Origin of the sequence: Heminiphilus faecis (assembly GCF_008728965.1) — a bacterium.
Taxonomy (GTDB): Bacteria; Bacteroidota; Bacteroidia; order Bacteroidales; family Muribaculaceae; genus Muribaculum; species Muribaculum faecis.
On the sequence record NZ_VSMC01000009.1, the window covers coordinates 60,376 to 78,594 of the forward strand.

The 18,219-nt window shown below is 42.5% G+C and carries 16 protein-coding genes; 15 read left to right on the forward strand and 1 reads right to left on the reverse strand.

Translation table 11 applies throughout. The features are described from left to right. The first annotated feature begins 66 nt into the window (after positions 1–66). The 13 genes from FW767_RS05450 to FW767_RS05510 all read left to right on the forward strand — a co-directional run bounded on the left by FW767_RS05450 (position 67) and on the right by FW767_RS05510 (position 13,665). The gene (locus tag FW767_RS05450; protein ID WP_121698968.1) at positions 67–1,428 is read left to right on the forward strand and encodes a trigger factor; all 1,362 of its coding nucleotides are present in this window, start codon (positions 67–69) and stop codon (positions 1,426–1,428) included. A gap of 158 nt (positions 1,429–1,586) precedes the next feature. After that, positions 1,587–2,276, forward strand: coding sequence for an ATP-dependent Clp endopeptidase proteolytic subunit ClpP (gene clpP / locus FW767_RS05455; RefSeq protein WP_121698967.1), 690 nt, complete (start codon positions 1,587–1,589; stop codon positions 2,274–2,276). Positions 2,277–2,285: 9 nt separating this feature from the next. Continuing rightward, a complete protein-coding gene (gene clpX / locus FW767_RS05460) occupies positions 2,286–3,539 on the forward strand; it encodes an ATP-dependent Clp protease ATP-binding subunit ClpX (protein WP_121698966.1) in 1,254 nt (417 codons plus the stop codon). Positions 3,540–3,566: 27 nt separating this feature from the next. Then, complete coding sequence (recQ, locus tag FW767_RS05465) at positions 3,567–5,747, forward strand: DNA helicase RecQ (protein WP_121699020.1); 2,181 nt, start codon at positions 3,567–3,569, stop codon at positions 5,745–5,747. A 153-nt stretch (positions 5,748–5,900) separates the two neighbouring features. Next, positions 5,901–6,770 carry a formyltetrahydrofolate deformylase gene (gene purU, locus FW767_RS05470; protein WP_121698965.1) on the forward strand — a complete coding sequence of 290 codons (870 nt, stop codon included), beginning with the start codon at positions 5,901–5,903 and terminating at the stop codon, positions 6,768–6,770. A gap of 1 nt (position 6,771) precedes the next feature. Continuing rightward, positions 6,772–7,362 carry an imidazole glycerol phosphate synthase subunit HisH gene (hisH, locus tag FW767_RS05475; protein WP_121698964.1) on the forward strand — a complete coding sequence of 197 codons (591 nt, stop codon included), beginning with the start codon at positions 6,772–6,774 and terminating at the stop codon, positions 7,360–7,362. Next, a complete protein-coding gene (gene hisA / locus FW767_RS05480; protein WP_121698963.1) occupies positions 7,359–8,081 on the forward strand; it encodes a 1-(5-phosphoribosyl)-5-[(5-phosphoribosylamino)methylideneamino]imidazole-4-carboxamide isomerase in 723 nt (240 codons plus the stop codon). Before hisH ends, hisA begins: the two co-directional genes overlap by 4 nt. A 6-nt stretch (positions 8,082–8,087) precedes the next feature. Then, positions 8,088–8,846 carry an imidazole glycerol phosphate synthase subunit HisF gene (gene hisF / locus FW767_RS05485; protein ID WP_121698962.1) on the forward strand — a complete coding sequence of 253 codons (759 nt, stop codon included), beginning with the start codon at positions 8,088–8,090 and terminating at the stop codon, positions 8,844–8,846. Positions 8,847–8,859: 13 nt separating this feature from the next. Continuing rightward, on the forward strand, positions 8,860–9,459 hold the full coding sequence (gene hisIE / locus FW767_RS05490) for a bifunctional phosphoribosyl-AMP cyclohydrolase/phosphoribosyl-ATP diphosphatase HisIE (RefSeq protein WP_121698961.1): 600 nt from the start codon (positions 8,860–8,862) through the stop codon (positions 9,457–9,459). Positions 9,460–9,464: 5 nt separating this feature from the next. Further along, positions 9,465–10,136: a cell division ATP-binding protein FtsE gene (locus tag FW767_RS05495; RefSeq protein WP_121698960.1), complete on the forward strand. Its 672-nt coding sequence runs from the start codon at positions 9,465–9,467 to the stop codon at positions 10,134–10,136. Positions 10,137–10,195: 59 nt separating this feature from the next. Then, positions 10,196–11,518: an aspartate kinase gene (locus tag FW767_RS05500; RefSeq protein WP_121698959.1), complete on the forward strand. Its 1,323-nt coding sequence runs from the start codon at positions 10,196–10,198 to the stop codon at positions 11,516–11,518. 10 nt (positions 11,519–11,528) lie between these two features. Further along, positions 11,529–12,674 (forward strand): diaminopimelate decarboxylase, encoded by a 1,146-nt coding sequence (lysA, locus tag FW767_RS05505; protein ID WP_235898069.1) that lies wholly within the window; start codon positions 11,529–11,531, stop codon positions 12,672–12,674. A gap of 343 nt (positions 12,675–13,017) precedes the next feature. After that, positions 13,018–13,665 (forward strand): hypothetical protein, encoded by a 648-nt coding sequence (locus tag FW767_RS05510; protein WP_121698957.1) that lies wholly within the window; start codon positions 13,018–13,020, stop codon positions 13,663–13,665. 544 nt (positions 13,666–14,209) lie between these two features. Here the strand turns inward: FW767_RS05510 and ahpC are convergent. Further along, positions 14,210–14,776, reverse strand: coding sequence for an alkyl hydroperoxide reductase subunit C (ahpC, locus tag FW767_RS05515; RefSeq protein WP_121698955.1), 567 nt, complete (start codon positions 14,774–14,776; stop codon positions 14,210–14,212). Positions 14,777–15,049: 273 nt separating this feature from the next. Here ahpC and FW767_RS05520 point away from each other — a divergent pair, with 273 nt between their 5' ends. Together FW767_RS05520 and FW767_RS05525 are read left to right on the forward strand one after the other, a co-directional pair. After that, positions 15,050–16,543 carry a helicase HerA-like domain-containing protein gene (locus tag FW767_RS05520; protein WP_121699019.1) on the forward strand — a complete coding sequence of 498 codons (1,494 nt, stop codon included), beginning with the start codon at positions 15,050–15,052 and terminating at the stop codon, positions 16,541–16,543. Positions 16,544–17,076: 533 nt separating this feature from the next. After that, entirely contained in the window at positions 17,077–18,216 is a 1,140-nt protein-coding gene (locus FW767_RS05525; protein WP_121698953.1) for an efflux RND transporter periplasmic adaptor subunit, read from the forward strand. The last annotated feature ends 3 nt before the right edge of the window (positions 18,217–18,219 follow it).

The window sequence follows — 18,219 nt, forward strand, 5'->3', positions numbered from 1 at the left end:
ATGAAGATATTCGAGTTAATTTTGTGCCGAAATTAAACCAGACAAGGTAGAAACAAATATAATTTTATGAACGTAACATTAGAAAAGACCAGCGAAGTGAGTGCAAAACTCAACGTGTCTATTGAAGAGAACGACTACAAGGACAAAGTTGTAAAGGAACTTAAAGAGATAGGAAAGAAACATGCCATTCCCGGATTTCGTCAGGGACATGTTCCTTTTGGCGAGCTCAACCGTCGCTTTGGAAAGCAGGTGACCAGCGATGTCATAAACAACGAAGTGTATGACGCCGTGATAGGATACATCCGTGACAATAAACTTGCCGTACTCGGCGAGCCTATACCCGTGGAGGTAAAGGAACTTGACCTTAAGAACGAGAAAGACTTTTCGTTCAGCTATGAACTCGCTCTTGTTCCTGAAATCAATGTCACACTTGACAAAGACGTTCACCTTCCTTACTATAACATAGAGGTAAGCGAGGATATGATCAACGAGCAGGACAAGAACTTCCGTGAACGCTTCGGCGCACAGGTGCCCGGCGAAGAAGTTGAAGCCAACTCTCTTGTTAAAGGCTCGATAATGGAACTTGACGAAGCCGGAAACGTAAAGACTTCCGACGACGCCATACAGATGATAAACGGCATCGTAGCTCCCATGTATTTCAAGGATAAAGCGGAAGCCGACAAGTTTATCGGTAAAAAGGTCAATGACAAGGTAGTTTTCAATCCGTGGAAAACGTGTGAAGGTAATGCCGCAGAGCTTTCTTCGATGCTTGGTGTCGACAAGAGCAAGGCTGCCGATATAAAAGGTGATTTCGAATTATCGATTTCGGAGATTATCGTTTTGCGTCCTGCTGAACTCGGTCAGGAGCTATACGACAATGTTTTAGGCAAAGACAAAGCCACTACCGAAGAAGAGTACCGCAATGCACTGAAAGACATGATTGCCCGTGAACTTTCACGCAACAGCGAAATGCTTTTCCGAGTTGACACTGAAAAAGCTATGATGGAAAAGTACGGTGACATGGAACTGCCTGTAGAAATTCTCAAAAAATGGCTCATACGTCGTAACGACGAACTCAACGACGCTAACATCGACGAGGAATATGCAAAAATGGAGCAGGGCTTGAAATGGCAGCTCATAAAAGAGCGTATCGGTGAGATATGCCAGATAAAGATTGAAGAGCAGGATCTCATCGGACACGCCAAAATGATTGCCTCCATGCAGTTTGCTCAATACGGCATGACTAATATGGACGATGACACACTGACCGACTATGCCAAGCGCATTCTCGCTGACAAGAACTATCGTCCCAGAATAGTTGAAGAGGTCGGCGACATAAAATTGTTTGCGGCAGTAAAAGAAGCCGTGACGATTAACGCTGAAAACGTGACACTTGACAAATTTAAAGAAATAGCGACAAAACAATAATCTGGTCTTGTCTTAAATTAAATCACGGAGCGGCGCCATGGTGTCGCTCCGTGTATGTATCGACACATCAATACATACAATAATTCTTGCAAAATTTGCATATTTCTGATTTTTTATTGTATCTTTGAGTAGCCAATACTAAATATCTTACAAAATATATGAACAACGACTTTAGAAATTATGCTGTAAAGCATTTAGGTATGAACGGGCTTGCCCTTGACCAATACATTGCAGCAACCGGTGGCGCCAACATAACATCCAGCTATATATCACCCACGATTATTGAAGAACGTCAGCTTAACGTGGCCCAGATGGACGTATTCTCACGTCTGATGATGGACCGCATCATATTTCTCGGGACCGACGTAAACGATTATACCGCCAATGTCATACAGGCACAATTGCTGTATCTTGACACCTCAGATCCCGGAAAAGACATATCCATATACATCAACTCGCCCGGCGGATCCGTATATGCCGGCCTCGGCATATATGATACAATGCAGTATGTGGCCAGCGATGTGGCCACGATATGTACCGGTATGGCCGCATCTATGGCTGCCGTACTTCTCGTGTCGGGAGAAAAAGGCAAACGCTTTGCTCTAAAACACTCGCGCGTCATGATACATCAGCCGATGGGAGGCGCGCAGGGGCAGGCTTCAGATATTGAAATTACCGCACGCGAAATCCAAAAGTTGAAAAAAGAATTGTATTCGATCATAGCCGACCATTCCGGCATGTCATATGATAAGGTAGAGAAAGACTCCGATCGCGATTATTGGATGACTGCGGAAGAGGCCAAGGAATATGGCATGATTGACAACGTACTTGTTAAAGCAAACCGTTAAGAGGCGGATATGGCAAAAAAGACTGACACGACCAAATGTTCGTTCTGCGGACGACCGGCCGACATGGCTGAAGTGATGGTACCGTCGGCGAGTTCGCCCAACACTTATATCTGTTCCGATTGCGTAGAGGCCATAGACGACCTGCTGAAAGAATATCGTCAGGAGTCTAAAGCTTCTGGCGACTCTACTCTCACCGAAATGAGCAGTGTGCCCAAACCCAAGGAGATATATGAATTCCTTAATAAATATGTCATCGGGCAGGATGATGCTAAAAAATATCTGTCTGTGGCGGTATACAACCACTACAAGCGTCTTGCTCAATCGTCAGATGACGATGTAGACATAGAAAAGAGCAACATCATACTTGTCGGGCCGACAGGAACGGGCAAGACTCTGCTTGCCAAAACTATAGCAAAGATGCTTGATGTGCCGTTTACTATAGTTGACGCGACAGTGCTTACACAGGCGGGATACGTAGGTGAGGATATCGAGAGCCTGCTCACTCGACTGCTTCAGGTAGCCGATTATGATGTGGCAAAAGCGGAAAAAGGCATAGTGTTTATTGATGAAATAGACAAGATAGCGCGCAAGGGCGACAATCCTTCGATAACACGCGATGTAAGTGGCGAGGGTGTTCAACAGGGCTTGCTGAAGTTGCTTGAGGGATCGGTGGTGAATGTGCCGCCCCAAGGTGGCAGAAAACACCCCGAACAGCGCATGATACCTGTCGATACAAAAAATATCCTTTTTATATGCGGTGGTGCGTTCGACGGCATAGAGCAGAAGATAGCTCACCGTATGAACACTCATGTCGTAGGATATTCTACCGATCCGGCCCGTCAGCGCGTGCAACGCGACAACTATCTTAAATTTGTCGCTCCCCAAGACTTGAAATCCTACGGGCTTATACCGGAGATAATAGGCCGCCTCCCGATTCTTACCAATCTTGAACCTCTTGACCGTGATGCTTTGCGTCGGGTCCTTACAGAACCGAAAAATGCCATCGTACGTCAATACAAGAAGCTTTTTGAGATGGACGGAGTGAAACTTGAGTTTACCGATAGTGCGCTTGACCTTATTGTGGACAAAGCCCTTGAGTATAAACTTGGAGCACGTGGATTGCGCTCGATCGTAGAGACGATAATGATTGACTCTATGTTTGACGTACCGTCATCCGATACCGATGCTTTTACGGTGACTGATGAATATGCGTTGGAAAAACTGCGTAAGGCCAATTTTGAATTGAACAGAATAACAGACTGATATATAACAGGACGCAACCTTATGACCATGGCAAAAAATACTTCACTTGCCGAAGAATTAAAACGGCATTTTGGATTTGACACCTTTAAGGGCAATCAGGAAGCCATCATTTCCAACCTTCTGGATGGAAACGACACCTTTGTGCTCATGCCTACCGGAGGAGGCAAATCGTTATGTTATCAATTGCCTGCGCTCATAATGGAAGGAACCGCCATAGTCATTTCACCGTTGATCGCTCTGATGAAAAATCAGGTTGATGCCATGCGCAGCTTCAGTGAAGATGACAATGTGGCCCACTTCCTTAACTCGTCCTTGAATAAAACAGCTATAGATCAAGTAAAAAGCGACATCATCGCCCGTAAGACCAAGTTGTTGTACGTGGCGCCCGAGTCGCTTACAAAAGAAGAGAATATTGAGTTTCTGAAAACAGTTCCCATCTCTTTTTATGCTGTCGACGAAGCACACTGCATATCGGAGTGGGGGCATGACTTTCGACCGGAGTACCGACGTATTCGTCCTATTATAAACGAGATATGTCGCCGACCGGTTATCGCGCTCACGGCTACGGCAACTCCTAAAGTACAGCACGATATACAAAAGAATCTCGGTATGCAGAACGCTACCGTATTCAAGTCGTCATTCAACCGTCGTAACCTGTTTTATGAAGTGCGGCCCAAAACGCCCAATATAGACCGCGATATAATAAAGTATATCAAAAGTCAAGAGGGAAAAAGCGGTATAATATACTGTCTGAGCCGTAAAAAAGTGGAAGAATTGGCCGAGATACTTCGCGTCAATGACATAAGAGCATTGCCTTATCATGCCGGCATGGATGTGGCTACACGTTCAGCCAACCAAGATGCTTTTCTGTTGGAAAAAGTTGATGTGATAGTGGCTACGATAGCGTTTGGCATGGGCATAGATAAGCCTGACGTCAGATTTGTGATACACTATGATATACCTAAATCTCTTGAAGGTTACTATCAGGAGACAGGACGTGCCGGACGCGACGGCGGTGAAGGCCGCTGTATAGCCTTCTACATCAACAAGGACCTTGTAAAAATGGAGAAGTTTATGCAGGGGAAGCCACTTGCCGAACAGGAAATAGGCAAACAGCTGCTTCTTGAGACTGCTTCTTATGCCGAGTCGTCGATATGCCGAAGAAAGTCGTTGTTGCATTACTTCGGAGAAGAGTATAATGAAGATAACTGCGGGAACTGTGACAATTGTTTAAATCCCAAAAAACAAGTGGAAGCAAAAGATGAATTGTGCGCCGTAATCGAAACGGTTACAGCCCTTAAGGAAAAATTCAAAGCAGACCAAGTAATTGATGTGATGCTTGGCAAAAATACAGCTACAGTAAAATCATATAATCAATCTGAACTTGAAGTATTCGGATGTCTTCAGGGTACTGATGCCAAAACAGCCAATACGATTATCCGTCAAGCTATTATTGCAGGATATCTTGATAAGGATATCGAGAACTTCGGATTGTTGAAAGTCACAAAAAAAGGAAAGGATTTCTACAAAAAGCCTACATCCTTTAAAATAGTGGAAGATAACGACTTCAATGAAGACGAAGAGGAGATTATAGTAAAAGGTGGTGCGGCCTGTGCCGTGGATCCAGAACTGTACAACATTCTTAAGGATTTGCGCAAGAAAATGGCCAAGAAACTTGGCTTGCCGGCATATGTCATATTTCAAGACCCTTCGCTTGAAGCGATGGCCACTACCTATCCTATTACAGTGGAAGAACTGCAAAACATCCCCGGAGTAGGAGTCGGCAAGGCAAAAAGATATGGCGAAGACTTCGTTAATGTCATAAAAGCTCATGTCGAAGAAAACGAAATCGAACGTCCCGAGGATCTTAGAGTCCGTAGTGTCGCAAACAAGAGCAAGCTGAAGATTTACATAATACAGGGTATTGACCGCAAAATACCGTTGGACGCACTTGCCGAAAGCAAAGGACTTGAATTTGGCGAACTTCTTGATGAGATTGAAGCCATTGTATATTCTGGCACCAAAATAAGTATTGATTATTACATAAATGAAGTGATGGATGATGACCGGCAGGAGGATATATTCGATTACTTCAAAGAGAGTGAAAGCGACGACATAAACGAAGCCATAGATGAGCTCGGCAACGAATATTCAGAGGAAGAGATAAGACTTATCCGCATAAAGTTCCTTTCGGAAATGGGCAATTGATGCAATTTGCTCAAATATAAGCCGTATTGCATGCACTTTTGTTTGAAATAATCTATATTTTAAACAAAAGTGCATGTTTTATTGCTGTTTATCTGTCAATTTATTGTCAAAAAGGGGAGTATTCACTATATTTGCATGCAATTAAATTGACTAATGGAGAAAAAAGACAAGAATACGGCCATTTTACTGATGCATTGCCCCGACCAGCCGGGCATTATAGCCGTCATAACCGAATTTATTGATGTCAATGGTGGTAATATAGTATATCTCGACCAGTATGTTGACAGAATAAACGGCATATTTTATATGCGTGTGGAGTGGGAATTAGACAACTTCATAATACCCAAAGATAAAATAGGCGAGTATTTTGATACACTCTATGCAAAGCGGTATAACTTGAATTATACTCTGAAATTTTCAGAAAAGCGTCAGCGTATGGCTATTTTCGTCAGCAAGATGTCGCATTGTCTTTATGATATTCTTGCCCGCTACATATCAGGAGAATGGGACGTTGAGATTCCTGTTATAATTAGCAATCATCCTGACCTCGCAGTTGTTGCCAAGCAGTTTGACATACCGTTTGAAGTCATACCCATAACAAAAGAAACCAAGGCTGAAATGGAGGCTCGGGAGTTTGAAATACTCGAGTCATATAACATTGATTTCATAGTCCTTGCACGTTATATGCAAGTTCTTTCAGAAGACTTCATTCGGCGTTATCCCCACCATATAATAAACATTCATCACTCATTTCTACCTGCGTTTGTCGGGGCAAAACCATATCATGCAGCCTACGACCGTGGAGTAAAACTGATAGGAGCCACAAGCCATTATGTGACGCCCGATCTTGATGCCGGTCCTATAATCGAACAGGACATAACCCGTGTCACCCATAAGGATACGGTTGACGATCTTGTAAAAAAAGGACGTGACCTTGAAAAGATTGTGCTTTCAAGAGCCGTCGAAAAACATATACAACGTAAGATCCTGACTTATAATAATAAAACCATCGTTTTCAGTTAAGATGGACGTCGCGATAATTAAATATAACGCCGGCAATAACTTTTCTGTTATGTGCGCATTAAGGCGTCTTGGTGTCGATGCGGTGCTTACTGACGACAAGGATGTCATTACAAACGCGCCTAAAGTTATTTTTCCGGGAGTGGGTGAAGCGGCATCAGCTATGTCTTATCTAAAAGCTCACGGTCTTGATCGTGTGATTCGCGATTTGCGCCAGCCGGTTCTTGGTATATGTATCGGACAGCAGCTTTTATGTCGCCATTCTGAAGAGAATGATGTCGAATGCCTTGGCATATTCGATACTGATGTGCGGCGTTTTGAAGCACAGTCACGATTAGACAAGATACCGCATATGGGCTGGAATACGGTTCATCATTTGCGAAACGGCATTGTCAGCAAACAGCTCGACGGTCAGTATGTCTATTATGTACATAGCTATTATGTGCCTGTAGGACCGTATACGGATTCCGTTACAGAATACATATTGCCATTCAGCGCATCTATGCACAAAGACAACTTTTATACTACACAGTTTCACCCTGAAAAGAGCGGTGGAATAGGAGAACTCATCCTAAAAAACTTTCTGGAGCTATGATTGACATAATACCTGCAATTGACATAATAGGAGGTAAATGCGTGCGGCTTACAAAAGGTGACTATGGGCAGGCTCGGATTTATAGCGACAACCCGCTTAATGTGGCTCGACGTTTTGAGGATGCTGGTTGTCGTCGGTTGCATCTCGTCGATCTTGACGGTGCTAAATCGAAGCATGTTGTTAATCATGCCGTATTGGAAAGAATTGCATCCCATACCGGACTTGTCGTTGATTTCGGTGGCGGCATAAAAAGCGATGAAGACATAAGAATCGCGTTTGACAGTGGTGCTTCGATGATAACCGGAGGAAGCGTGGCCGTCAATCAGCCCGATACGTTTGAATACTGGCTGACTGTATACGGACCCGATAAAATCATACTTGGAGCCGATGCTCGTGACGGCAGGATCAGTACATCTGGATGGTTGCACGATTCTGAAATGGAACTAATACCGTTTGTCCGTTTTTATTGCAAAAAAGGTATAACTCAAGTAATCTCCACCGATATAAACGTTGACGGCACTCTTTCCGGACCTTCGATCGGCATGTATACGAAGCTTCTGAACGAGCTACCGTCCGTATACGTTATAGCAAGCGGCGGAGTCGGTTCAATCGCCGACATTGACGCTCTGCATGCTGCTTCTGTTCCGGCGGTAATAGTCGGAAAAGCATTTTATGAAGGGCGTATAACATTAAAGGATATTGAACACTATAATTATTAAATTATCATGCTCGCCAAGCGCATTATACCATGTCTTGATGTAAAGGACGGCACTACGGTAAAAGGTGTTAACTTCGTCAATTTCCGCGAAGCTGGTGATCCTGTCGAACTGGGGAAGCGATACAGTGACGCAGGTGCCGACGAGTTGGTATATCTTGACATAACAGCTTCTCATGAAGGCCGGCGCACATTTGTTGAACTCGTAAAACGTGTGGCTTCTGCCATAAACATACCGTTTACAGTCGGAGGTGGCATTTCGGACATCGATGATGTTGAAAAACTGCTTGATGCAGGTGCCGATAAAATCTCAATCAACTCTGCTGCGATACGCAACCCGGAATTGATTGACGGAATAGCGTCACGATTCGGGTCACAGGTCTGTGTTGTCGCGATTGATGCCAAGACAACAGCCGAAAATGAATGGATATGTTATCTTAACGGTGGCCGCATACCTACCGGCAAAACCTTGTTTGAATGGGCTAAAGAAGCACAGGAAAGGGGAGCCGGCGAAATACTTTTTACAAGTATGGATCACGACGGAGTAAAATCCGGTTTTGCCAATAACGCATTGGCGGCACTGAATGACATATTGTCGATTCCGGTCATAGCTTCAGGCGGAGCGGGTAGCTACAAGGATTTTTACGATGTATTCACAATAGGGAAGGCTGATGCGGCCTTGGCGGCAAGCATATTCCATTTTAACGAGATTTCAGTCGAAAGACTGAAAAGATATTTGAACGAACGAAATATTACAGTAAGATTATAATAAAAGCACAAATATGGCAGACTTGGATTTCAATAAGTTAAACGGTCTTGTCCCTGCGATTATTCAGGACGCAAGGACTAAAAACGTACTTATGCTCGGTTTTATGAATGAAGAAGCATATGACAAGACCGTAAAGACGGGAAAAGTGACTTTTTTCAGCCGCACTAAAAATCGGCTATGGACTAAAGGGGAGGAAAGCGGACACTTTCTGAACGTTGTATCAATGCAGGTTGACTGCGACCGCGATACGTTGTTGGTTTTGGTAAATCCCGTTGGTCCTACATGTCATAAGGGCACTGATACATGTTTCGGAACTTCCAACGATGCTGGTGTTGAATTTCTGCATTATCTTCAGGAATTTATAATAAAACGCCATGACGAGATGCCGGAAGGATCTTATACGACATCTCTATTCAAGAAAGGTGTGAATCGTATGGCACAGAAGGTTGGAGAGGAAGCCGTCGAAACCGTGATAGAAGCAACCAACGGCACCGACGACCGACTCATATATGAAGCATCCGACCTCATATATCATCTTATCGTATTGCTGACGTCCAAAGGTCACCGCATTGAAGAATTGGCTGAAGAGCTTGCCAAACGTCATAAAGAATAATTTCGATGAAGATTGTTGACTATAAAAAAGTGGAGATTCTCCGTAAGGAACATGTCGTACTGAAGGATGTGAATCTTGAGATTGAGAGCGGAGAATTCACCTATATCATAGGTCGTGTCGGTAGCGGCAAAAGCAGCCTTCTTAAGTCAATGTATGCCGAGATACCTATTGAAATGGGTGAAGCGCATGTGTTGGATTATGATCTGATGAACATAAAACGCAAAATGATACCTATGTTGCGTAGAGAAATCGGCATAGTGTTTCAAGATTTCCAGTTGCTTACTGACCGCAGTGTCTACGATAATCTGCTGTTTGTGCTAAAGGCTACAGGTTGGAAAAACAAAACCGATATGGACGACCGCATTGAAGAAGTCCTCAAAGAAGTTGGCATGCTTACGAAGTCGTATAAAATGCCTCATGAATTGTCGGGCGGCGAACAGCAGCGTATCGTAATTGCACGCGCGCTGCTTAACAAACCGAAGCTTATTCTTGCCGACGAGCCTACCGGCAATCTTGATCCTGCTACAGGAGAGCAGATTGTGCGTTATCTTCATGACATAGCGCAGGAGGGGACGGCCGTTATAATGGCAACACATAATTTAAGTTTTGTAGAACAGTTCCCCGGACGTGTATTGCGTTGCGACGACAAGCATTTAATTGCGCCTCAATTAGATTAATTGACGCGTTTTTTGTACTTTTGTGAAATTTTACTAACATTATTGATAAATAACGTATAATGAAAGTTCTGAAATTTGGAGGTACCTCCGTGGGATCGGCCCAAAGATTTAAAGAAGTTGCGAAACTCGTTACCGAACGCGGACGTAACATTATTGTCCTTTCGGCAATGTCGGGTACCACAAACACGCTTGTTGAAATATCCGATTACCTGTACAAGAAAAATGTTGACGGAGCTAAAGAGACTGTCAATCAACTTGAAGCGAAGTACATGCGTACCATCGACGAACTTTACGACACACCCGCATCAAAAGACGAAGCGGCTCGTGAAGTAAAAGGCTGTTTTAACTACATCCGTTCGTTTACAAAAGATATTTTCACATTGTTTGAAGAGAAAGAGATTCTGGCTCAGGGCGAACTCATGTCTACAGCTATGATGAATATCTATCTGCGTGAAAAAGGATTGAACAGCGTACTTCTGCCTGCGCTTGACTTTATGCGTACCGACAAGAACGCTGAGCCTGATACTCAATATATCAAACAGAAACTTTCGGCACAGCTCGAGAAGCACAAAGATGCCGATATATATATAACACAAGGCTATATATGCCGCAATGCATACGGCGAGATTGACAATCTGCAGCGTGGCGGCAGCGACTATACCGCTTCATTGATCGGTGCGGCTATAAATGCCGAAGAGATTGAGATTTGGACAGACATCGACGGCATGCACAACAACGATCCCCGCTATGTCGACAATACTGATCCCGTACAGGAACTCCATTTCGAAGAAGCTGCCGAACTCGCTTACTTCGGAGCAAAAATACTGCATCCAACATGTATTCTGCCGGCAAAATTAAACAACATACCGGTCAGACTGCTTAATACCATGCAGCCCGACGCTCCCGGAACTCTCATCCACAATGTGCAGACGGCACGTACTATCAAAGCTGTTGCGGCTAAAGACAACATCACTGCTATAAAGATCAAGTCTGGCCGCATGCTTCTTGCTTACGGTTTCCTAAGGAAAGTATTCGAGGTGTTCGAGACTCATCAGACTCCTATCGACATGATTGCGACTTCAGAAGTCGGCGTTTCGCTTACCATCGATAATGAACGTAATCTTAGCGCAATACTTGACGACCTGCGTAAATTCGGCACTGTGACCATTGATAAGGACATGGTCATAATATGTGTGGTAGGTGATCTCGAATGGCAGAACCGCGGCTTCGAGGCTGAAGCCCTTGATGCATTGAAAGAGATACCCGTAAGAATGATCTCGTACGGTGGAAGCAACTATAATATTTCATTCCTTGTCAAAAAGGATGACAAGATAAAGGCTTTAAACCTTCTAAGCGACCGTTTGTTTAAAAATAAACAATAACGATCTGTTTATGACTGAATTCCCGTTAAAGGAGTTTGCTTCTATTAAAACTCCTTTTTATTACTATGACAAGAAATTGCTTGTCGCCACACTTGATGCTATAAAAAAAGCCTCCCCGGAGGCGGAGTATCATGTCCATTACGCTATCAAGGCCAATGCCAATCCGGAGATATTGAAGTATATCTGTGAGGCTGGATTTGGTGTCGATTGTGTAAGTGAAGGCGAGATACGCGCCGCACTTAATGCCGGATTTCCCGCATCAGGCATAGTATTTGCCGGAGTGGGTAAGAGTGACAGCGAGATTGACTTTGCGCTTGACAACGATATTGCATGCTTTAATGTTGAGTCACTGCCGGAGCTTCAACTTATCGAAGAGATGGCGGCCGACAAAAGCAAGATTGCAAATGTCGCGTTGCGTGTCAATCCCGATATTGATGCACATACCCACCATTACATAACCACAGGACTGGAAGAAAATAAATTCGGCATAGACCTGAAGATGCTTGACGAAGCCATAGCATACTGCGCAAAGCAGCCGAGTCTACGTCTTATCGGACTTCATTTTCACATCGGTTCTCAGATACTTACTCTCGAACCGTTCAAGGTGTTGTGCGACCGCATCAATCAGCTGGTTGACAAGTATAAAGATCAAGGCATACATTTTGAAAGCATTAATGTCGGTGGCGGACTTGGCGTGGATTACGATAATCCTGATGCTAATCCGATACCAGACTTCAAGTCCTATTTCGACATATTCCGGACCAATCTGAAGTTGGAGCAGGGGATGCAGCTGCACTTCGAACTTGGTCGCTCTATTGTGGCTCAGTGCGGCTCCCTTATTACAAAAGTATTATATGTGAAAGAGGGCTTAAAGAAAAAGTTTGTTATCGTGGATGCAGGCATGACCGATCTTATACGACCGGCACTTTATCAGGCTCATCACAAGATACAGAACTTAACGAGTAAATACACCGAGAACGGAGTTTATGATGTAGTAGGGCCCATATGTGAGTCCTCCGACTGCTTCGGCACCGACGAAACTCTTCCCATTACGCAGCGTGGCGATCTACTCGCTATTCGTTCGGCAGGTGCATATGGTGAAATCATGGCTTCGCAATATAATTGCCGCGCTCTGCCCGGATCTGTTTTTAACTAAGACACTATTTAACAACCGGCTGTAATAATATATCAAGCCGGTTGTTATTATTTTTGAAAATAGTACAATCCGGCAAGGAATATCAATCCTACTGAATAAATGCATATAAAAGCCACACTACAATTCCTGAGCCAAATATATCCTTTAATCATGTAATTCACATATATAGGATCGGAATGATTATAACGTGATAATGCTTTAATGCCATATACTAATGGGATAATACCAAAAATAGCACAAAATATCGTTAAAAGAATAGACCAAGCCAATAGGCGATGAACACGACGTTTTTGAGATTTCATTATATCATTTTTTCTTGAACAAATTTAATTAATAAAATGCAATGAAGCCCTATGCCTCAATTTTTTTCTTAGCATACGCGCTTATGATATCTTTTATTGCCATCTCATTAATATCTGTTATAATCCATAAAATAGGTATGGGGCTAAAAGATTGGGAGATTGAAAAACGTATGAGCGAATTAAAGATAATGGCTGAAAAATACAATATTAGCCAATCTAATAATTCCATTATATCATCTGATTTAAAAAATGAACAAGAGATTAACATCGAATTGAGGCTGTTGGTGAATGACTTGTTTAATGAAAAATTTAAAATTTTTAATTCGTTGTGTAATCAATATTTCGATATCGGAAATTCTGACAAACATAAAATCCAGCTGTATTATCAAGCCGAAAGAGAAATAAAACGAATATGTGAAAAGCATGATTTTATAAAACTGGAAGATATTGTAAATAAATGTAGAGACAATATTTTAGTCAAATATAAACAACAATTTCCACTGACGACTGATAATGATTATATGCTCTTAGCATTAATCTATTCCGGGTTACAACCCAGAGCCATTTGCATACTTACAGATACTAAATTGAAAACATTCTATACTCGCAGGAGCCGCCTCAAACATCGTATTGAAAATTCTGATGCTCCCGACAAAATGCTATTTCTTAACGCAATCGAAAATAAGTGACTCCAATTTATTGATACCATAGGTATTAATTGCTTGATTCTAACAAAGTTATCAGCAGATCAGTCAATGAAGAAATTTCCAGAATTCTTCATTGACTAATTTGCTAATAAACAACATATTACGAGATAAATGAAGAACAAATGAATTAGTGATAATTGCGACCAAAACATTAATTTTGGCATATCGTTAGCTAACAAAAATAGTACCAATCACTAATTTATTTTATTATGACTAAAAAAAGAATAGAACAGCAAAATATTGATACAATCCATTTAGTATCAATCCTCTTTTTAATATTATGTCCGATTATTGGATTATTTCCGTTGTATTTCGTTAATAAAGCAAGAAATAAGTTTTCTACTAATGATAACGATTTTTACGATTCGTGGAATAGGGCAATCAGATGCCTGAAAATAAGTATGATTATATTTGCAGTTTTGTATGTAGCAATAGTATGCTTCCTTATCTTATTGTATAAAATTCAAATATAAATAATTAAAAGGGTGGCCTTTCAAAATAATGGCCACCCTTTTTCCGTGAGTTATTAGATTTTTCCAACAAGTTCAATGCTGGGAGATAGGGTAGGTTCGCCTTTCTTCCATTTTGCCGGGCATACCTGACCGGGATTGTTTGCAACAAACTGGGCCGCCTCTACCTTACGGAGCAATTCTGCTGCATCGCGACCAATGCCATTGTCATGAATTTCAACAATTTTGATAAGTCCTTGCGGGTCAATCACAAAAGTACCTCGATATGCGAGAAAATCCTCTCGATTAAGCACACCTAAAGATTCACTCAACATGCCGGTCTTGTCGGCAATCATCGGAAACTTGATTTTCCTTATACTATCTGATGCATCGGCCCATGCCTTATGAGTAAATTGCGTGTCGGTACTGACTGAATAAATTTCAACTCCAAGTTCTTTGAATTTGTCATAATTCTCAGCCATATCTACCAGCTCGGTAGGACATACAAATGTAAAATCGGCCGGATAGAAGAAAAACACTGACCATTTACCTTCAATATCCTTGTTGCTGACATCTATAAATTCGCCGTCTTTATATGCGGGCAATTTAAATTCAATAATTTTACTGTTTACAATCGGTTCCATAATTCTTTAAATTAGATATGTTTAATTGAAACAATCTCTTATAGCAGTTAGTTATTCAAGACCTGATTAATAAACCATAAACCTCTTAAATAATAATGAATGTCGAATAGGGGCGATATTTCCCATATATGCTATTTAACATAATGTCGATTATGGGCGCCACATAAAGATACTTTTATCATGACATATTTAATATATAATCTGCTTATGTATTTCTATATTTCATTTTTTCTACTTAACTTTGTTATTATACCGAACATAATACTAAATCAAATGTACGATAAGAAAAACGGTCTGTATATAGCTCATTGTTCTGACGGTCCTTTAAGCATAATTGGAAACATGGCCAATCGTCACGGACTGATAGCTGGTGCTACAGGTACAGGAAAAACGGTTACATTACAAGTTATGGCTGAAACGTTTTCTCAGGCGGGTGTTCCCTGTTTCTTGGCCGATATTAAAGGTGATCTTTCCGGCGTGAGTCAAGCCGGCAGACTGACCAAATTCATTGACAAAAGATGTGCGGAGTTTGGTATAAGCAATCCGTCGTTTGAGGCATCACCGGTAAGGTTCTTTGATGTATTCGGTCAGCAAGGTCATCCGATGAGAGCTACGGTGGCAAGCATGGGTGCGGATCTGATGGCTCGGTTGCTAGAGTTGAATCCGACCCAGACCGGGGTTCTAAATATAGTCTTTAAGATTGCATCCGATGAAAACATGGAACTAATAGACCTTAAAGACCTTAGATCCATGTTGGACTATGTTTCGAAAAATGCCCGTAATTATGTATCGGTTTACGGAAATATAACTACCCAAAGCGTAGGAGCCATCCAACGTGCGCTATTATCTCTTGAAAATCAAGGTGGTACATCATTCTTTGGAGAGCCTGCGTTTGACATATACGACCTTATGCAGACGGAAAACGGCCACGGTGTTTTAAACGTATTGGCCGCCGATAAGTTGATGCTTAATCCTAAGCTATACTCCACTTTTCTTATGTGGCTTCTTAACGAAATATACACACAGCTTCCGGAAATTGGCGACATGGAGTTTCCTAAATTCGTGTTTTTCTTTGACGAAGCCCATTTGCTTTTCGATGATGCGCCCAAGGCATTGCTTGACAATATAGAGCGTGTAGTAAGGCTTATCAGAAGTAAAGGTGTAGGCATATATTTTATAACTCAAAATCCGATTGATGTCCCTGATACTATTCTTGGACAACTCGGCAATCGTGTGCAACACGCCTTACGTGCGTTTACTCCGCGTGACCAAAAAGCGGTTAAAGCGGCAGCAGAAACTTTCCGTGCCAATACTGATTTTGATACCCAGACTGCTATACAGGAGCTCGGTACAGGTGAAGCTCTCGTGTCATTTCTAGACGAAAACGGAGCTCCGGCTATTGTAAACAGAGCTAAAATACTTTTTCCTCTTAGCCAAATAGGAGCCATAACAGATGATGAGCGCACATCGATTATCAAAAAATCAAAATTGTACGGACGATACGAGAAGTCTATAGATCGGGAAAGCGCTTTTGAAAAGATACTTGCGGAAAAGCAGCGTGCTGAAACTGCTGAAAAAGGGCAACAAACTGCCGATGTCAAAACCGCCAAAACAAAGTCTGCGCCGGAGCACAAAAAGAACGGAGGCGGATTTTGGGGTGCGGTAGTAAAAATTGCTGTACCTGTGCTCACAACTATCGGGCGTACATTAGGCCGTGAAATGGTGAAAAACATTACCGGATCCGGATCCAAAAAACGCCGCAGATAAATATATCGGTGAATGCTTTCGTAGATTATGCTAAAACCGTTTAAATATATATTTACAGTTACGGTAATGATGTTTACATTGCTGGCTTCGGTCATGCAATTCCATCATCATGACTGTGACGGGCATATATATTTAAGTTTATCTACAGCAACTGAAATAGCATTGGGCGACTATGATGACGCCATTCATGAATGCAATCATAATCATAACCGGCCCCACAAATGCAATGGCGGCACGCGTTGTTCAATGCATATCAGTTTTCAGGAGATACGCAAAGCTGTAAATATACCCAAGACTCCACTGTCAACAATCGGAGGGCTATACGAGTCGTTTTGCCAGACTTTTATATTTAAAACATACACATCTCCTGATACTGACCGTAATTATCCTGATATATTTAAATATGCACTAAAAAATATTATTTACAGTTCTTCGATATTTCGCGCGCCTCCATTATGGTACTGATATGATGTTTGCAATCTACTTGCAAACTTAGGATATTAACTTTGTACCATATTAAATTTTAACAAGACATGCGAATATCGTATATTTACATTGTAGGAGCAACGTTGCTCTCTACCCTATTTTCTTGTGGCCACAAAGAAGGTGACGGTCACGGACATGAGGATGCAGAAGTAAAAGAGACCGAAACCCATGCACATGGTGCTGATGAAATCATATTGGCACCCGAAGCGGCTGAGCATTTTGGTGTACTTTCCGAAGTTATAACACCCTCCCCTTTTAATGAAGTCATCACCGTATCGGGTGAAATCGCTTCTGCACCCGAAGACATGGCATATATAGCTGCCAAATCGGCAGGCATAGTGAATCTGGCCCCCGGCATGGTGGTAGGCAAACAAGTATCGGCGGGCACACGTATAGCGTCGATATCATCCAAAGGTATAGCCGGAGGTGATGTCAACGCCGCTGCCGCTGCTGATGTGGCTGCTGCAAAAAAAGAGGTCGACCGTCTTCGCCCGCTTTATGAGGAGCGTATTATAACACAAAAAGAGTATAACGCAGCTGTAGCTGCATATGATAAGGCGCGGGCTATGTACTCAGGCAGCGCATCGGGAAGCGTGGCGTCCTCCCCTATATCCGGAGTCATTACCGCGATTAATGCGGGTCAGGGAGCTTTTGTCAACACCGGCGACATAATAGCTACTGTGTCACATGATATGCGCCTTACGCTCAGGGCCGACCTGCCACAAAAATATGCCCGTCAACTTGCCGATATATCGACCGCCAACTTCCGTATAAGCTACTCTGATTCTGTTATGTCACTTGCCGATCTTAACGGAAAACGTATTTCATCAGCTTCGGTAGCCGTAAATCCCGGATATATACCTGTTTATTTTTCATTTGACAATAATGGCACAGTTCTGCCCGGAAGCTATGCGGAGGTATATCTTATTGGAGCTCGTAAAGAAAATGTACTTGTTGTGCCGGTAGCTTCTGTCGTCGAACAACAAGGACGCCATTTTGTCTATGTAAAAATAGACGATCACGGCTATGAAAAGCGTCCGGTGGTTTTGGGCCGTGATAACGGCACGGATGTAGAGATATTGTCAGGTTTACACTCGGGAGACTGCGTCGTGGTTAAAGGGAGTATATTTGTGAAACTCGCCGAGACAAGTAACGTCGTACCTGAAGGTCATTCACATAATCATTGATGT